The organism is Herbidospora sp. RD11066 (genome assembly GCF_054661255.1).
In genome coordinates, this window is record NZ_BAAGDO010000001.1 from 615,290 (window position 1) to 631,384 (window position 16,095).

Here is a 16,095-nt window from a genome sequence, read left to right on the forward strand (position 1 = left end):
ATGCGGATCGGGATGGCCCTGAGCTATTCGGGCGGTTTCAAGGAGACCGTCGCCGAACTGGCCGACTACGAGAAGGCGGGCCTCGACATCGTGTTCGTGGCCGAGGCCTACAGCTTCGACGCCGTCAGCCAGATGGGGTACATCGCCGCGAAGACCGAGCGCCTGGAGATCGCCTCCGGCATCCTGCCGGTCTACTCCCGCACCCCCGCCCTGCTGGCCATGACGGCCGCGGGCCTCGACTACGTCTCCGACGGCCGCTTCACGCTGGGCCTCGGCGCGTCGGGCCCGCAGGTGATCGAGGGCTTCCACGGCGTGCCCTACTCGGCCCCGCTCGGCCGCACCCGCGAGGTCATCGAGATCTGCCGCAAGGTGTGGAAGCGCGAACGCCTCGAATACCAGGGCAAGCACTACACGATGCCCCTCCAGGGCGGCACCGGCCTCGGCAAGCCCCTGAAGCTGATCAACGCACCCGTCCGCGACCGCATCCCGATCGTGGTGGCGGCGATCGGCCCCAAGAACGTGGAACTGGCGGCCGAACTGGCCGAGGGCTGGCTGCCCATCTTCTACATGCCCGAGAAGGCCGCCGACGTGTGGGGCGCCTCCCTCGCGGCCGGCGCGGCCAAGCGCTCGGAAGAACTCGGTTCCCTGGACGTCATCGCCACCGCCACCCTCGCCATCGGCGACGACGTGAGCGGCCTGCTGGAGTTCGGCCGCCCGATGGCCGCGCTCTACATCGGCGGCATGGGCGCCAAGGGCAAGAACTTCTACAACGACCTCGCGGTCCGCTACGGCTACGAGAAGGAGGCCGCCGACATCCAGGACCTCTACCTGGCCGGGAAGAAGGAGGAGGCCGCCGCCCTCGTGCCCTACGACCTCCTGGAGAAGATGTCCCTGATCGGCAGCGAGGGCTTCGTCCGCGACCGCCTGGCCGCGATGAGGGAGAGCGGCGTCACGACCATCAACGTGACCCCGGTCGGCGCGACCCACGAGGAACGCCTGCGCCTGATCGAGAAGGTCAAGGAACTGGCCGGCTGAGAACCTGCCGGGCGCCTGGTCGAGAATCCCCCGGACCTGGCGGCCGGAAATGTCGGCGGCGCCGTCTAGGGTCGCCGTTCATGGGTTCCCTGTACGCGTGGTCCACTCTCTTCCCGCCGGAAGAGGTGCCGCTGGCCGAGCTCCATCCCGAATATCCGTTCACGGCCGAGTCAGGCCTGCACGCCCCGGCCGACGAGTCGGAGATCCGCCTGCTCGAAGAGAGACTGGGCCGCGCGTTACCGCCCAGCTACCGCGACTTCCTGCTGTACGCCGACGGCATGGGCGACCCGGAGGAGGAGGACGGCCTGCTCCGGGCGTCCCGGGTCGGCTGGCTCAGAGACCTGGAGCCAGACTGGATCACCCACTTCGGGCCCCGGAGCGACGACCCGGTCCCGAGCGTGGCCGACGCCGACTACTTCGTCTACGGGCCGGAGCAGCACTCCCATTTCATGCGGGGGGAGTACCTGCCCCACACGCTCCTCGTCGGCAGCCGGGACGACGGGGTGTACCTGCTCAACCCGGAGGTGGTCACCGCCGACGGCGAGTGGGAGGCCTGGTATCTGGCGCCGTGGCTGCCGGGGGCCGTTCGCTGCCGATCCTTCTGGGACCTGGTGAGCGACTGGTGAACGAGAGGTGATCGCCCCACCCGGCTCAAGGGCGCAGGCAGATGGCCAGCATCGCCCGGAGGCGTTCCTCGACGTCCTCCACGTCGACCTCTTCGATCACTCCGGGGCCGAAGAGGCGGCGTACAGAACCCGTTCCGAGGATCATCGTGGTGGCCAGTAAGGCGCGCTGCTCGGGCCGGGGACCCTCCAGCTGGGCCGCGATCCGCTTGACCACGGTCGCCTCCACGTGGGCGTGGAGGATGGCGCGGATCTCCGGGCTGGTGCCCGCGCGGTCGACCATGCGGGTGACCGGTTCGGTCACGCCGCTCTGGAGGCGCACCGCCAGCCGGTGGGCCAGCCGCGACGCCAGCCCCGCGGGGTCGCCGGCGATCACCGCCTCGATGGTCGACCCCGTCGCCAGGGCCTCGGCGAAGAGGGCCGCCTTCGTGCCGAAATAGCGGTTCACGAGGGCCACGTTGGCCTCCGCCGAGGCGGCGATCATGCGCATGGTCACCTGGTCGTAGCCGTGTTCGGCGAACAGGTCGCGCGCGGCTTCCAGGATCCGTCGGCTGGTCGCCTTCCGGTCTCTCGTCACGGGGGAATATTAGCTGCGTTTGACAAGTAAACAAGCGTCTACTAACTCTGTTGTGGAGCTTTCTTTACACGGGGGGACGCCGGCTTTGACTCTCTTGGACGCACCACAACGGACCTACACCCATCGGCAAGTCCTGGAGATCCTCTCCGGACTCCTCCTCGCCCTGATGACCTCGATGCTCTCCACATCGGTCGTCGGCACCGCCCTGCCCACCATCGTCGGCGACCTGGGCGGCCAGGAGCAGCTCTCCTGGGTGGCCAGCGCGACCCTCCTGACCATGACCGTCTCCACCCCGCTCTGGGGCAAGCTGTCCGACATCTTCGGCCGCAAGCGCCTCTTCCAGATCGCCCTCGGCCTGTTCGTGGCCGCCTCGGTGGTGGCGGGCCTGTCGCAGAACATCGGCATGCTCATCGCCGCCCGAGCGGTCCAGGGGCTCGGCACGGGCGGGCTGTCCGCCCTCACCCAGGTGATCCTCGGCGACATCGTGCCGCCGAGGGAGCGGGGGCGTTACTCCGGCTACGTCGGCGCGGTGTTCGGCATCTCGACCGTGGCCGGGCCGCTGCTGGGCGGGTTCATCGTCGACACCGACTGGCTCGGCTGGCGCTGGTGCTTCTACGTCTGCGTGCCGCTGGCGGTCGTGGCGTTCGCGGTGGTCCAGCGGGTGCTCCGGTTCGACCACGAGAGCCGGGACGCCCGCATCGACTGGTGGGGCGCCACCACGCTGACCGGCGGCGCGACCGCCCTCATGCTGCTGCTCTCGTTCGGCGGCCACGAGTTCGAGTGGAACTCGGTGTGGACGTACGCCCTGGGCGCGATCACGGTCGTGCTGGTCGCCGGGGCCGTGGTGGCCGAGCGGGCGGCGTCGTCGCCGATCCTGCCGCCCCGGCTGTTCCGCGACCGCACGTTCGTGCTGACGAGCGTGGCCTCGCTCCTGGTCGGCGTTGCCCTGTTCGGCGCGATGATCTACCTGCCGCAGTTCCTCCAGATCGTCAAGGGCATGTCGCCCACCGAGTCGGGGCTGATGACCCTCCCGATGGTCGTCGGGCTGTTCCTCAGCTCGATCATCTCCGGCAAGGTCGCGTCGACGACCGGGCGGTGGAAGGCGTTCCCGGCCGTCGGGCTGGTGCTGGTCGCGGTCGGGCTGTTCCTGCTGTCGCGGCTCCACGTCGAGTCCAGCGCGCTGGAGATCGGCGTCTACATCACGATCATGGGCGCCGGCCTCGGCATGACCATGCAGATGCTGGTGCTGGCCGCCCAGAACGCGGCCACCCGCCAGGACATGGCCGTGAGCACCTCCGGCGTCACCTTCTTCCGCAGCCTCGGCGGCGCGGTCGGCGTCGCGGCCTTCGGGGCGATCCTCACCAACCGGGTCAAGGACGAACTGGCCGCCCGACTCGGCGGCGTCGGCGGATCGCCGTCGCTGGGTACACCCGACGCCATCCACTCGCTGCCCCCGCAGGTCCTGCGGGCGGTGCTGGAGTCGTACACGGAAGCGATGCAGACGGTCTTCCTGGTGGGAGTGCCCGCGGCGGTCCTCGGGGTGGTCGCGGTCCTGTTCCTCAAGGAGGTGCCGCTCCGCACGGGCGCGGCCCCGGCGGCCACCGAGGTGTCCGGCAGGCGCGGCAGGCACGAACGCGTCTGACGCGCCGCGCGACCCGGCGAAGCATGATGTCCGGGTGAATTCCATCGACTCGCACGACGCCCGCGCCCTGGCCCAGAGCCTCCGCCGGGTCTACGACGCAGTCGCACGACAGGTGAACGAGGAGAACGCCGCCTCGCCCCTGGCCGCCAAGGTCACCGGGCACCTGGGCAGGACCATCGGAGAGGTGGTCGTGGTCGAGGAGAAGTACCGCCTCTTCGAGCACGCCGCCCTCCAGCTCGCCACCGACCGCTACCTGGCCGAGCACAGCCCGGACGCCGAGTGGTTCGGCATCGTCGGCTCCGAACGGCGCTTCATGAGCGTGACCAACATGATCACCATGGCCATCACGATGGGCAGCGTGCTCCTCGGCCGCCCCGACTACCGGGCCGCCGCCGTCGGCCCCGACGACACCGTCGACGTGATCCAGCTCGGCCTGGTGTGCGCCCACGCACCCGACGGCAGCCCGGTGATCCTGGCGATCGGCACCCGGGAGGACATCAGCGAATACGCCCTCCTGACGGTCCTCGCGATGAACCGGGAGACCGCGACGGCCGTCCGCGAGGAGATCGAACGCCTCAAGCACGTGCTCGACCCGCTGCGCGGCCAGGTGGTCAAGTTCGGCTTCGGCGAGCACCGCCGCAACGAACTGCTCACCTTCGTGCCCCGGGCGGAGCTCTCCCCCGAAGAGGTGGTGCTGCCCGACGGCCGTCTCGAAGCCCTGGAGGAGCACGTCGTCGGCATCGGCGAGCAGGGCGACCTGCTCCGCGAGGCCGGTCAGCACCTGCGAAGGGGCCTGCTGCTCTACGGCCCGCCCGGCACCGGCAAGACCCACACCGTGCGCTACCTGCTCGGACGGCGGAAGGAGAGCACCGCGATCCTGATGACCGCCGAGGGCATGGCGAAGATCGACTTCGCGGTGGCGCTGGCCCGGCGGCTCCAGCCGTCCATCGTGGTCGTCGAGGACGTCGACCTCATCGCCGAGGACCGCTCCCACTTCCAGACCAGCCCCCTGCTGTTCTCCCTCCTCGACGCCATGGACGGCGTCGGCGGCGACGCCGACGTGACCTTCCTGCTCACCACCAACCGGGTGGAGGCGCTGGAGAAGGCCCTGGTCCAGCGGCCGGGCCGGATCGACCTGGCCGTCGAGATCCCGCCCCCCGACGGCCCCGCCCGCGAGCGCCTGGTCCGCCTCTACGCCAGGAACCGCCCCATCGAGGCCGACGTGGCGGCCGTCGTCGCGGCCACCGAGGGGGTCACCGCCTCCTACATCAAGGAACTGCTCCGGAGGGTCGTCCTGACGTCCCTGAGAAGAGACGAGCACGCCCTGACCGACGACCACTTCTCGGCGGTGCTGGCCCAGATGGCCGGAGACGGCGAATCGCTCACCCGGGCCCTTCTCGGCGGCGCCGCTCCGCGGCCTCGCCCGCGACCCCGACTCCAACCTGGCGATGTGTCCTAGATTCTGACCATGAGTTTCGCGGAACGCCGTGCCCGCCTGGCCGCCCTCCTCACCGAGGGCGGCCACGCCGGCCTCCTGGTCACCCTGCCCGTCAACGTGCGCTACCTGACCGGCCTGGCCAGCTCCAACGCCGCCGTGATCGTCCGGGCCGACGCGACCGCCACCCTCGCCACCGACTCCCGCTACATCGAGACCGCGAGGTCCTGCGAGGGCGTCGAGCTGCGGCAGACCCGCGACGTCACGGGCGACCTCCTCGAACCCGGCGCCGCAGTCGAGGCCCACCACCTGACCGTCAGCGAATACCGCCGCCTCGGCGGCACGGCCCCGCTCACCGAGGGCCTGGTCGAAGACCTGCGCCGGGTCAAGGACGACACCGAACTCGCCGCCCTGGCCCGCGCCTGCGCCCTCACCGACGAGGCGTTCTCCCTGGTCGTCGGCCGGATCGCGGCCGGGATGACGGAACGTGAGATCGCCCGGATGCTCGACTTCCGGATGATGGAGCTCGGCGCCGACCGCCCCGCCTTCGACACGATCGTGGCGAGTGGCCCGAACGGCGCCGTCCCGCACCACTCGCCCGGGAACCGCCCGGTCCAGAAGGGCGACCTCATCACGATGGACTTCGGCGCCCTGTACGAGGGCTACCACGCCGACATGACCAGGACCGTGGCCCTGGGGGAGCCGTCCGACTGGCAGCGCGAGATCTACGCGCTCGTCCACGACGCCCAGGCCGCCGGACGCGCCGCCGTGCGTCCGGGCGCCGACGTCGGCGAGATCGACTCCGCCGCGCGCGACCTGATCGCCGGGGCGGGCCACGGCGACCGGTTCGGCCACGGGCTGGGGCACGGCGTCGGCCTGGAGATCCATGAGGAGCCGTTCCTCGGCCCCGGCAGGACCGGTAGACTAGAGGATCGAGTTCCGATCACTGTCGAGCCCGGGGTCTACCTGCCGGGGCTCGGCGGCGTACGCATCGAGGACACGCTCGTGACGCGTGACCCATTGCCGGAGCTACTCACACTCACCACCCGGGAGCTGCTCGTCCTGTGAGCGGCCCGCACGCAGGAGAAGAGATCTCAACGTGGCGACCACGAACGACCTGAAGAACGGACTCGTGCTCAAGCTCGACGGCGGCGACCTCTGGTCCGTTGTCGAGTTCCAGCACGTCAAGCCCGGCAAGGGCGGCGCGTTCGTCCGCACGAAGCTGAAGAGCATCAAGTCCGGCAAGGTCGTCGACAAGACCTTCAACGCCGGCGTCAAGGTCGAGGTGGCGACCGTCGACCGGCGCGAGATGCAGTTCTCCTACATGGACGGCGACGAGTTCGTCTTCATGGACACCGAGACCTACGACATGATCAACGTCACGCGCGTGGCCGTCGGCGACGCCGCCAACTACCTGCTCGAGAACATGACCGCCACGGTGGCCATCAACGAGGGCAACGTCCTCTACGTCGAGCTCCCCGCCGCCGTCGAGCTGATCATCGAAGAGACCGAGCCGGGCCTCCAGGGCGACCGCTCGACCGGTGGCACCAAGCCCGCGAAGCTGGAGACCGGCGCCGAGATCAAGGTGCCGCTGTTCATCACGACCGGCGAGAAGGTCAAGGTCGACACCCGCACCGGCGACTACCTCGGTCGCGCTTGATGTCTGCCAGAGGGAAGGCGCGCAGGCGCGCGCTCGACATCCTCTTCGAGTCCGAGGCCCGCGACCTCAACCCGCTCGACGTCCTCGCCGAGCGGGTCGAGCGGGCCGAGCCTCCGGTCAACGAATACACGGTCTCCCTGGTCGAGGGCGTGGCCGGTCGGCTGGGCCGCATCGACGACCTCATCTCGACCTACTCGGAGGGGTGGACGATGGAGCGCATGCCCGCCGTCGACCGCAACATCCTCCGCGTGGGCACCTACGAGATGCTCTGGGTCGACGAGGTGCCCGAGGGCGTCGTGATCAGTGAGTGGGTGGCGCTGGCCGGCGAACTGTCGACCGACGAGTCGCCCCAGTTCGTCAACGGGCTGCTGGCCCGTTTCAAGCAGCTCAAGCCGTCGCTGACGCTCTGAGCTCCGGCGGCGGCGTAGGCTGACGTGCCTACGCCGTCGTCTATTTCGGAGGATCACCGTGCGTGACGCCACGCGGCAGGCCCTCGTCTGGGAGTCCCTTCAGGCGGCCATCGCCGGCAGATCCGCGCTCGACATCCTCGACGCCGGCGGCGGCACCGGCGGGTTCGCGGTGCCGCTGGCCCGGCTGGGCCACTCGGTGACCGTGGTCGACCCCACGCCCGACTCGCTCGCCGCCCTGGTCCGCCGCGCCGCCGAGGCGGGCGTGACCGTCACCGGCCTCCAGGGCGACGCGAGCGATCTCGCCGACCTCCTCCCGGCCGCCAGCGCCGACCTGGTCCTGTGCCACAGCGTCCTCGAATACGTCGACGACCCGGCCGCCGCCCTCGCGTCGGTCCACACGGTCGTCCGCCCCGGGGGAGTGGTCAGCGTCCTGGCCGCCAACCCTGTCGCCACCGCCATCCACCGCGCCCTGGCCGGCAACTTCGCCGAGGCCCGCGAGGTCCTCTCCACCGGCACCTGGGGCGAGAAGGACCCGACCCCCCGCCGCTTCACCGGCGACACCCTCGCCGCCCTGCTGAGCAAGGCGGGCTTCACCGTCGGCGAGATCCAGGGCGTCCGCGTCTTCACCGACCTCGTCCCCAGCCGCTTCGCCGAAGACGACCCGGATGGGTTGATCGAGCTCGAACGCGCCGCCACGGCCCACCCCGTCCTGAAGGACATCGCGACCAGGATCCACCTCCTCGCGCACCGGTAGAAAAGCCTCTTCTTCCGTTACGGCTCCGCCCACCCCGGCACCGCCCGCCGCTCCCGGATCTCGCCGCATCCGGCGGCGACCACCCGCTCCCGCTTCGCGCCCAACGAGTAGCTGTGGCCAATCAGGAGGCCAGGGTCCGCCGTTCCGGTCAGGAGGGCCAGGTCCGCCGTTCCGGCCCGGCGTTCGGCCAAGGGGCATGTTCGGCCGCGTGGATGCGCGCCGTCCAACGACCTCTCAGGTCCGCCGTTCCGGTCGAACCCCTGTTCGGTTAGACTCGCGGCATGTCGAGGAAACAGGTGTTGCCGCAGGTCACCGGCCCGGCTCAAGGCGCCGACGACAGCGGCTGCCCGATCCTCCACGTCGACATGGACGCGTTCTTCGCGGGGGTCGAGCTGATCGACCGCCCCGAGCTCAAGGGCACCCCCGTGATCGTCGGCGCCGCGGGCGCCCGTGGCGTGGTCCTGAGCGCCACCTACGAGGCGCGGAGGTTCGGGGTCCACTCCGCGATGCCGATGACCCGCGCGATGCGCCTGTGCCCGCAGGCGACGGTCATCCCGCCCTCCCACGGCAAATACGGCGCGGTCTCCAAGGGCGTCTTCGAGATCTTCCACGCGATCACCCCTCTGGTCGAGCCGCTCTCGGTCGACGAGGCCTTCCTCGACGTCGGCGGCGCCCGCCGCAGGCTGGGGTCCCCGGTTCAGATCGCGAAGGCGATCAGGGCCCAGGTGGAAGACCGCTTCGGGGTCACCTGCTCGGTCGGGGTGGCCTCCACCAAGTTCGTCGCCAAGCTCGCCTCCCGCCAGTGCAAACCCGACGGCCTCCTGGTCGTCCCGGCCGACGGCGCCGTCGAGTTCCTCCATCCGCTCCCGGTGGCCGCCCTGTGGGGAGTGGGCGAACGCACTGAGCAGGCCCTCACGCGCCTCGGCATCAAAACGGTGGGAGACCTGGCCCGGGTGCCCGTTGCCACGCTCCAGCGCGAATTCGGGGCCGCGGGGAGCCATCTGGCGGCGCTGGCGTGGGGGCGGGATGAACGCCGGGTGACCACTCACGTCCCCGACAAGAGCATCGGCAACGAGGAGACCTTCGCCCACGACGTCGACGACCCCGAGACGATCATGCGGGAGCTGCTCCGGCTGTCCGAGCGGGTCGCCGCCCGGCTGCGCGCCGCCGGCTACGTCGGCCGGACCGTCAGCGTGAAGCTGCGCCGGTCGGATTTCACGACCATCACGCGATCGCGTACGCTCCGAGAGGCCACAGATGTGGCGAAAGAGATACATACCACCGCTTGCGACCTCTACAAGGCCGCCGGTCTCGATAGAGTGCGGCTGCGACTCGTAGGCGTCCGGATGGAGAACCTCCGCCCGGCGGGCACGGCGACCAGGCAAATCGGCCTGGGAGACCGCGAGATCGGCTGGCGGGAGGCGGAACAGGCGATGGACAAGGCGATCCGGAGATTCGGCCCGGATGCGGTCCGCCCCGCCTCGCTCGTCCGAAAACGGTTTGGTCCAATGGATCTATGACGTCACCTCCACATTGGACCGCGCTTGTGGACGTTCTGACCGTTTTCTTTCGCCGACGTCTACAGACTCGTATTCTGGGGATAACCGACCGCAGGGTTCGGACATCCCGTGTCGTTCGTTGCCGTCTTCCCCGTCTTGGGGCCGTCCTTGGGAGGCGCCGTGCCGCTGTCTGAGCACGAGCAGCGCTTGCTCGACCAGATCGAGCAGGCCCTCTATGCCGAGGACCCGAAGTGGGCCAATACCGTCCGGATCAGTGATCCACGCAGCCATTACAAGCGCCGCCTGGTGAAGGCCTCCATTGGCTTCGCACTCGGTGTCGTCCTGCTGATGGTCGGCGTCGTGTCCACCGTCATCTGGCTCGGGGTCGCCGGCTTTGTGGTCATGCTCGCGACCTGCCTATGGGGTCTGTCCAGCTGGAAACGTATGAACGGTTTCCACGGCGACCGCCCCCAGGCGTCCACGCAGCAGCAAGGGCCGGCCGGCCGCCGCGCGGCGCGCCGTCCCGGCTTCATGGAGCGCATGGAGGAGCGCTGGCGCCGTCGTAACGACGAGCGTTAGCCGCCGCACTACTCGTCCACAGTAATCGTGGAAACACGGCGGGCCCGGGGCTGACACACCCCGAGCCCGCTCGTTTGTTCCGTTGTTACCGCCGCGACCCCACCTGGGACTCCAGCACGTCCTCGGCGGGAGCGGCGGTCTCGCGTTCCTTTCGCGTCGGCCGGAAACGGATGTTCTCCAGCCGGTCGAACCCGTCGAGGATCCGCTCCCCGAGGCCGCGCACCCGCAGCAGCGCCGACATCGGTGCCAGCACCGCCGCGATCCGGCGGCCCCGTGACACCGACGCCGACAGGCCGCGCCTGACCGCCTTCAGGTCGTCGACCAGAGGCGTGATCTCACCGGGAGTGCGGGCGTACCGCAGCTTCTCCTCGCTGGTGGCGATCTTGTTGAGCGCCTTGGCCGCCTCGGTGTCGAGCGGGTAGGCCGCCGTCAGCCGCCTGCCCAGCGCCCGGGGCGTCTCGCTGCCGGCCTTGGGCATGCCCAGGTCGATCAGCGTGTCGCAGAGCTCGGCCCACGCGGCCTCCACGGCCGGGGCCGCGAAGGTGTTCTCCTTCGGCTCGGGCGCCACCGGTTCCACGGGGGCCGCCCAGACCGACGCGGGTCTGGCGGCTGGCTCCCCGCCGATCACCTCGCCGCCGCCCCAGCCGTCGTCGGCGTCCTTCTTCTTCGGCGCCACGACGGGCACCTCGTCGTCCGGTACGGCCGCCGCCCGGTTGAGCACCCGCCGCCGCCACAGCCACAGGATCATCCGCATGAACGCGGGGATCAGCGACAGCAGCAGCGCGACGGCCACCCCGATGCCGATGTTCACCCAGATGGGCGTCTCCTCGACGGTCGGCAGGCCGGTCGGCCCGAGCTCGCGCTCGGCGGCGTTGATGCCCCCGGCCGGGCTGTTGGCCCCCGGCGAGGACGCCGGGTCGCTCGACGGCGCGGCCGAGGCCCCCGGTGAGGGGGTGGCGGCGTCGGTCTGCGGCAGCGTGTACGACGGCACCCGCGCCGTCGCCTGCCCGAACCCGCCCGCCGGGGTCGGCTCGAAGGTCAGCCATCCGGCGCCCTCGAAGTAGAGCTCCGGCCAGGCGTGCGCGTCGTGGGTCCGGACGATCCACCGGCCCTCCGACTTGGTGCCGCCGGTGTAGCCGATCGACACCCGCGACGGGATGTTCAGCGCCCGCGCCATCACCGCGAAGGCGCTGGCGAACTGCTCGCAGTAGCCGGTCTTGCCGACCAGCACGAAGTCGGTCAGCGCGTTCAGCCCCGACCCCCGGGTCTCCAGGCTGTAGGAGAAGCCGCCGGTCCGGGTGAACCACTCCTGGAGCTTCACCGCCATCTGGTATTTGCTGGTGGCGCCCTGGGTCACGTCGTGGGCCAGGTTGATCACCGCGGGGTCGATGTCGGCGGGCAGCGTCAGGAACCGGCCCTGCACCTCGATCGGCGCCTCCGGCGCGTTGTCGAGCATCTCCGGCTCGGGCCGCACGTCCTTGCCGATGACCTTGTACTCCAGCCCGGCCGCGTCGTCCTCGGTGGAGAACACCATGAGGGTGTTGCGGTCGGCCCGCCAGTCGCCGTCGGCGATGACCTGGGTGGCCGGGTAGGGCAGCGGCAGGAACCGCAGCTCCTCGATGTCCTCGCTGACCGTGATGGTCTGGTCGGTGGACACCCCCGGCGTCGAGGCCGACAGTCCGGGCGGCGGCGGCATGACGCTCTCGCTCACCCGGTCTTCGGGACGGCCGCGCAGCGAGCTCGACTTGAACTGCTGCCCGTCGAACTCGTCGAGCGAGTAGATGCGCAGGTAGCGCGGCACGTCGTCGTTCGAGGTGTACGTCAGCACCGGCGCGTTCACCGGATGCGAGAGCTGCCCGCTGAGCTTGGCGATGGCGTCGGGGATGCCGACGTTGCGGCCCCCGGGCCCCAGTCCGTTGCCGACCCCGAACCCGAACGGCGGGTTGGGCGTCAGTGTGGGGATCAGCGCCGGGATGCCGATGGCCAGCGCCACGGCGGTGACCCCGATGCGCTTGCCCGACAGGACGAGCTTGCCCGCGTCGGGCGCGGTGGTGGTCGTACGGGACCGCCGTACCAGAACGGCCCGGCCCCAGTGGGACACCCGTTCGCGCCCGTCGGACACCAGCAGGCCGACGAACCCGAGCGCGCCGATGATGAACGCGGGCCAGGCGATCGGCTCGTTGAGCACCGCGGCCGGGACGGTGAACAGCCCGAGCAGCGGCAGGCCCGCCAGGGCCGCCCGGCGCACCCGCACCGCGAAGGCGTCGACCAGGATCGCGATGAACGCGACCCCGCCGGCGGTCAGCAGGGTGATGCCCGTGGTCGACGGGACCGGCGCGGCGAACCGCTGGATCTCGTCCCAGCCCTCGGTCATCAGTTCGGCGATCTTGGCGATGGAGTCGAAGTTGGGGATGAACCCCCACCACGCCTCGTCGCGGGCGAAGCTCACGGTCATGAAGAGGATGGCGGCCAGCGCCATCGCGATGGGCGCCGCGAACGCGGGCTGGGTGAACCGCGTCACCAGCGCCGCCGCCGCGGTCGTGCAGAGCAGCACGCCCAGCGTCGCCCAGAACCACGAGCCCTCGGAGAACAACGGATAAAGGGTGAGCGCGACGGCCCCGGTGGCCGCTCCCGACGCGATGGGCAGTCGCATTACGCGGCACTCCTCTTGTACGCGGCGTCCGGCCACACCGTCGCCAGCGACACCCCGGCGGGCAGCCGCAGCACCCGCCAGCCGCTCGCGGCGAGGACCGCCTGCGCCTGCTCGTGTTCGGTGGAGACCTCGTCGACGGCCCCGCCCTCCCAGGTCGCGACGTCGAGCAGCACCGCGACGCCGGTCATGTGGCCGTGCCGCACCCGCGCCAGCGACTGCGCGTCGTCGAGGTCGAGCGACCCGAGCACCGCCACGATCAGTCCTTCGCCACCGCCCTGCCGCAGCCCGGCGATGCCGTTGGACAGCGACCGCGACTGGCTGTTGCGCACCACCGCGAGCGTGTCGAGCAGCGAGGCCTGCACGCCGCCCTCCAGGAGCTGCTGCGGGCCCTGGTCGGTGACCAGCCGCAGCCCCAGCCCCTCATGGGCGAGGTGCACGCCGATGGAGGCCGCCGCCGAGACCGCGACCTCGAACGACGAACGCGGCCCTTCGCCCCGGTGGGCGGGCCGCCGCGTGTCGAGCAGGAGCGCGCCCCGGCTCTGCCACTGCTGCTCCTCGCGCCGCACCATCAGCTCGCCGTAGCGGGCGGTCGAGCGCCAGTGCACCCGGCGCAGGTCGTCGCCCTGCCGGTAGTCGCGCGGCGCGACGTCGTCGTCGCCCGCCGCCGCCACCGATCGGGTACGAGAGTCGCCCCCGCCCGCGAACTCCCCGGACAGGCGCACGTAGGGCAGCGGGATGACCTGCGGGGTCACCACGAGCGTGTCGGTCGCGGTGAACGTACGGGCCAGCTCGACCAGCCCGAACGGGTCGGTGATGCGCACGGAGAGAGGCCCGATGGAGTAGCGCCCGCGCAGGTCCGACCGCACCTTGTAGTCGATCTCGCGGATCCCCTTGGCCTCCACCCGGTCGAGCACGAACCGGGGGCGGGTGCCGAGGGCGTACTGCAGCGTGTCCTCGACGAGGAGCAGGCCGGTCGGCAGCCGGGTCACGTTCTCCAGCCGCAGCGTGACCGTGCTGTCGTTGCCGGCCTCGACCCGGGAGGGGTCGAGGCGGCGCGCGCAGCTCAGCCGGTAACGGGTCCGCGCCACCACCATGACGGCCAGCAGCGGCAGCGCGACGATCAGGATCGCCACGCGGATGAGGTCGTGCTCCCCGAGCAGGAACGCGCACACCAGGGCGGCGATCCCGGACGCGAGGAACGACCTGCCCCGGGCGGTGAGCGCCCTGAGTCCGGTCATGTAAGGGAGTCCTACTTCGTGTCGGGCACCGGGACGCGGCGCACCAGCTCGGCGAGGGCCTGCTCGGGCAGCCGCCGCTGGCCCTGCGCCTCCATGCTGGGCAGCAGGCGGTGGGCCAGGACCGGAACCGCGAGGTCCTGGAGGTCGTCGGGGATGACGTAGTCGCGCCCGGAGAGCGCGGCGTGCGCGCGGGCCGCCCGCACGAGCTGCAGGGTGGCGCGCGGGGAGGCGCCCAGCCGCAGGTCGGGGCTCTGGCGGGTGGCGTGCACCAGGTCGATGGCGTATTTCTTCACGGGCTGCGAGACGTAGACCGCGCGGACCGCCTGGATCAGCGCCTTCACCTCTGCGGTGGTGGCGACCGGCTCCAGCTTGTCGAGCGGCTGCGAGGCCCCGTGGACGTCGAGCATCTCGAGCTCGGCGATCGGCTCGGGGTAGCCCATCGCGATCTTCGCGGTGAACCGGTCGCGCTGCGCCTCGGGGAGGGGATAGGTGCCCTCCATCTCGATGGGGTTCTGGGTCGCGATGACCATGAACGGCGCGTCGAGGTGGTGGGTGATGCCGTCGACCGTCACCTGCTTCTCCTCCATGCACTCGAGGAGGGCCGACTGGGTCTTCGGCGAGGCGCGGTTGATCTCGTCGCCGACCACGATGTTGGCGAACACCGGGCCGGGCTTGAACTCGAACTCGCGGGTCTGCTGGTTGTAGGCGCTCACTCCGGTGATGTCGGAGGGCAGGAGGTCGGGGGTGAACTGCACCCGGCGCATCGGGCAGTCGATCGACTTCGCCAACGCCTTGGCGAGCATCGTCTTTCCCACACCCGGTACGTCTTCGATGAGAAGGTGACCTTCGGCGAGCAACACGGTCAGCGTCAGCCGCACCACATCGCTTTTGCCTTCGATGACGGATTCGATCGCGTCCCGGATCCGGTGCGCGGTCTCGACCAGCTCGTTCAGGCTCTCCGAGCCGGCCTCATCACCGACGCCGTGAGTTACTGCCACCGGGCCTCCAAGGGCGTGCCGTATTGCTGGGGGTTTGCCATTTCTTATCCATTGTGTGTACCGAGACTATGCCGCACGTGGTTCTCCGGCGACTTTGTGCAGAAACAAGGGTGAACTGCCCACAGTGTCGTGCTACGCGGTCTTGGTCGTGTGGTACGCCAGTCCTGATTCCGTGACACGCCGGGCATCCGCCTTGACCCGCACCTGTTGATACGCAGGAGACGCGACACGCCCGCGCCGCTCCGCCGCCCCACTTCGCACCACCACGTTTGACCTGCGGAAACGTCCGATAAACGAGATCGTCATACCGTTTGAATCAGTTGACGGTGGAGAGAAGTGGAGTATGGTGGAGCCCAGTGGAGGGCCGTGGCTGTAGGGCTTCGTGTTCTCTATGGCACGGGAGGTGGCGCCGGTGTTCCTCGGCACTCACCACCCGCGCCTCGATGACAAAGGACGGCTGTTCCTGCCGGCGAAGTATCGCGAGGAGCTGGCGGAGGGTCTTGTGATCACCAAAGGCCAGGAGCGCTGCCTCTACGTCTTCCCCGTAGAGGAGTTCCAGCGCATCACTGAGGCTTTGCGCACCGCGCCGGTGACCGCCAAGGCCGTCCGCGATTACAGCCGCGTCTTCTTCGCCAGTGCCTTCGATGAGACCCCCGACAAACAGGGGCGCGTCACGATTCCGTCCGGCCTGCGGCACTACGCCGGGCTCGATCGCGACTGCGTGGTCATCGGGGCCAACACCCGGCTGGAGATCTGGGCCGCCCCGGCGTGGGAGGCCTATCTCGCCGACCAGGAACAGGCATTCGCCGACCTTTCCGAGGAGGTGCTGCCAGGGATCCTGTGACCTTTCGAAATGACCCGTCGGTGACGTTCGGCGAGGTCTCCACCCGCCCGCCGGGTACCTGATGCACCTTCCCCGGTGTCAGGAACCACGAGACGCGGTTTGCGGATGGGGACCTGGCCGGACGGGTCGGCTCTCCGCCATAGTTCTC

15 protein-coding genes are annotated in these 16,095 nt (G+C 70.2%); 11 read left to right on the forward strand and 4 right to left on the reverse strand.

The features are described 5' to 3' along the window. Entirely contained in the window at window positions 1-1,035 is a 1,035-nt protein-coding gene (locus ACYQ78_RS02845) for an LLM class F420-dependent oxidoreductase (RefSeq protein WP_459799060.1), read from the forward strand. Window positions 1,036-1,115: 80 nt separating this feature from the next. Beyond that, window positions 1,116-1,661 (forward strand): SMI1/KNR4 family protein, encoded by a 546-nt coding sequence (locus tag ACYQ78_RS02850; RefSeq protein ID WP_459799061.1) that lies wholly within the window; start codon window positions 1,116-1,118, stop codon window positions 1,659-1,661. Window positions 1,662-1,686: 25 nt separating this feature from the next. On the opposite strand, the gene ACYQ78_RS02855 is transcribed toward ACYQ78_RS02850, so the two are convergent. Further along, window positions 1,687-2,235, reverse strand: coding sequence for a TetR/AcrR family transcriptional regulator (locus ACYQ78_RS02855; protein ID WP_459799062.1), 549 nt, complete (start codon window positions 2,233-2,235; stop codon window positions 1,687-1,689). A gap of 85 nt (window positions 2,236-2,320) precedes the next feature. Here ACYQ78_RS02855 and ACYQ78_RS02860 point away from each other — a divergent pair, with 85 nt between their 5' ends. The 8 genes from ACYQ78_RS02860 (at window position 2,321) to ACYQ78_RS02895 (ending at window position 10,214) form a co-directional block, all read left to right on the forward strand. After that, on the forward strand, window positions 2,321-3,877 hold the full coding sequence (locus ACYQ78_RS02860; protein WP_459799063.1) for an MDR family MFS transporter: 1,557 nt from the start codon (window positions 2,321-2,323) through the stop codon (window positions 3,875-3,877). A 34-nt stretch (window positions 3,878-3,911) separates the two neighbouring features. Next, window positions 3,912-5,336, forward strand: a complete 1,425-nt coding sequence (locus tag ACYQ78_RS02865; protein WP_459799064.1) for an AAA family ATPase — start codon at window positions 3,912-3,914, stop codon at window positions 5,334-5,336. 9 nt (window positions 5,337-5,345) lie between these two features. Then, complete coding sequence (locus ACYQ78_RS02870; RefSeq protein WP_459799065.1) at window positions 5,346-6,380, forward strand: aminopeptidase P family protein; 1,035 nt, start codon at window positions 5,346-5,348, stop codon at window positions 6,378-6,380. A 31-nt stretch (window positions 6,381-6,411) separates the two neighbouring features. Next, entirely contained in the window at window positions 6,412-6,972 is a 561-nt protein-coding gene (gene efp / locus ACYQ78_RS02875) for an elongation factor P (RefSeq protein ID WP_459799066.1), read from the forward strand. After that, window positions 6,972-7,382 (forward strand): transcription antitermination factor NusB, encoded by a 411-nt coding sequence (nusB, locus tag ACYQ78_RS02880; protein WP_459799067.1) that lies wholly within the window; start codon window positions 6,972-6,974, stop codon window positions 7,380-7,382. The genes efp and nusB overlap by 1 nt, the downstream gene beginning before the upstream one ends. Window positions 7,383-7,440: 58 nt before the next feature. Next, window positions 7,441-8,136: a methyltransferase domain-containing protein gene (locus ACYQ78_RS02885; RefSeq protein WP_459799068.1), complete on the forward strand. Its 696-nt coding sequence runs from the start codon at window positions 7,441-7,443 to the stop codon at window positions 8,134-8,136. 281 nt (window positions 8,137-8,417) lie between these two features. Then, window positions 8,418-9,656 (forward strand): DNA polymerase IV, encoded by a 1,239-nt coding sequence (locus ACYQ78_RS02890; protein ID WP_459799069.1) that lies wholly within the window; start codon window positions 8,418-8,420, stop codon window positions 9,654-9,656. Between the two features lie 159 nt (window positions 9,657-9,815). Continuing rightward, window positions 9,816-10,214, forward strand: a complete 399-nt coding sequence (locus ACYQ78_RS02895) for a DUF3040 domain-containing protein (RefSeq protein ID WP_459799070.1) — start codon at window positions 9,816-9,818, stop codon at window positions 10,212-10,214. Between the two features lie 85 nt (window positions 10,215-10,299). Here ACYQ78_RS02895 and ACYQ78_RS02900 read toward each other — a convergent pair whose 3' ends face one another. Genes ACYQ78_RS02900 through ACYQ78_RS02910 form a run of 3 tightly spaced genes read right to left on the reverse strand, consistent with a single transcriptional unit; the run spans window position 10,300 to window position 15,103 of the window. Beyond that, complete coding sequence (locus tag ACYQ78_RS02900) at window positions 10,300-12,867, reverse strand: transglutaminase family protein (RefSeq protein ID WP_459799071.1); 2,568 nt, start codon at window positions 12,865-12,867, stop codon at window positions 10,300-10,302. Beyond that, the gene (locus ACYQ78_RS02905) at window positions 12,867-14,105 is read right to left on the reverse strand and encodes a DUF58 domain-containing protein (protein ID WP_459799072.1); all 1,239 of its coding nucleotides are present in this window, start codon (window positions 14,103-14,105) and stop codon (window positions 12,867-12,869) included. Before ACYQ78_RS02905 ends, ACYQ78_RS02900 begins: the two co-directional genes overlap by 1 nt. 11 nt (window positions 14,106-14,116) lie before the next feature. Next, a complete protein-coding gene (locus ACYQ78_RS02910; RefSeq protein ID WP_459799073.1) occupies window positions 14,117-15,103 on the reverse strand; it encodes an AAA family ATPase in 987 nt (328 codons plus the stop codon). Between the two features lie 412 nt (window positions 15,104-15,515). On the opposite strand from ACYQ78_RS02910, the gene mraZ reads away from it, so the two are divergent. Beyond that, on the forward strand, window positions 15,516-15,947 hold the full coding sequence (mraZ, locus tag ACYQ78_RS02915) for a division/cell wall cluster transcriptional repressor MraZ (protein WP_459799074.1): 432 nt from the start codon (window positions 15,516-15,518) through the stop codon (window positions 15,945-15,947). Window positions 15,948-16,095 lie beyond the last annotated feature (148 nt).

Excerpts from the sequence above, each read along its gene's own strand:
- ACYQ78_RS02845 (WP_459799060.1), top strand. The coding sequence starts at position 1 with ATGCGGATCGGGATGGCCCTGAGCTATTCGGGCGGTTTCAAGGAGACC.
- ACYQ78_RS02850 (WP_459799061.1), top strand. The coding sequence starts at position 1,116 with ATGGGTTCCCTGTACGCGTGGTCCACTCTCTTCCCGCCGGAAGAGGTG.
- ACYQ78_RS02870 (WP_459799065.1), top strand. The coding sequence starts at position 5,346 with ATGAGTTTCGCGGAACGCCGTGCCCGCCTGGCCGCCCTCCTCACCGAG.
- nusB (WP_459799067.1), top strand. The coding sequence starts at position 6,972 with ATGTCTGCCAGAGGGAAGGCGCGCAGGCGCGCGCTCGACATCCTCTTC.
- ACYQ78_RS02890 (WP_459799069.1), top strand. The coding sequence starts at position 8,418 with ATGTCGAGGAAACAGGTGTTGCCGCAGGTCACCGGCCCGGCTCAAGGC.
- ACYQ78_RS02900 (WP_459799071.1), bottom strand. The coding sequence starts at position 12,867 with ATGCGACTGCCCATCGCGTCGGGAGCGGCCACCGGGGCCGTCGCGCTC.
- ACYQ78_RS02905 (WP_459799072.1), bottom strand. The coding sequence starts at position 14,105 with ATGACCGGACTCAGGGCGCTCACCGCCCGGGGCAGGTCGTTCCTCGCG.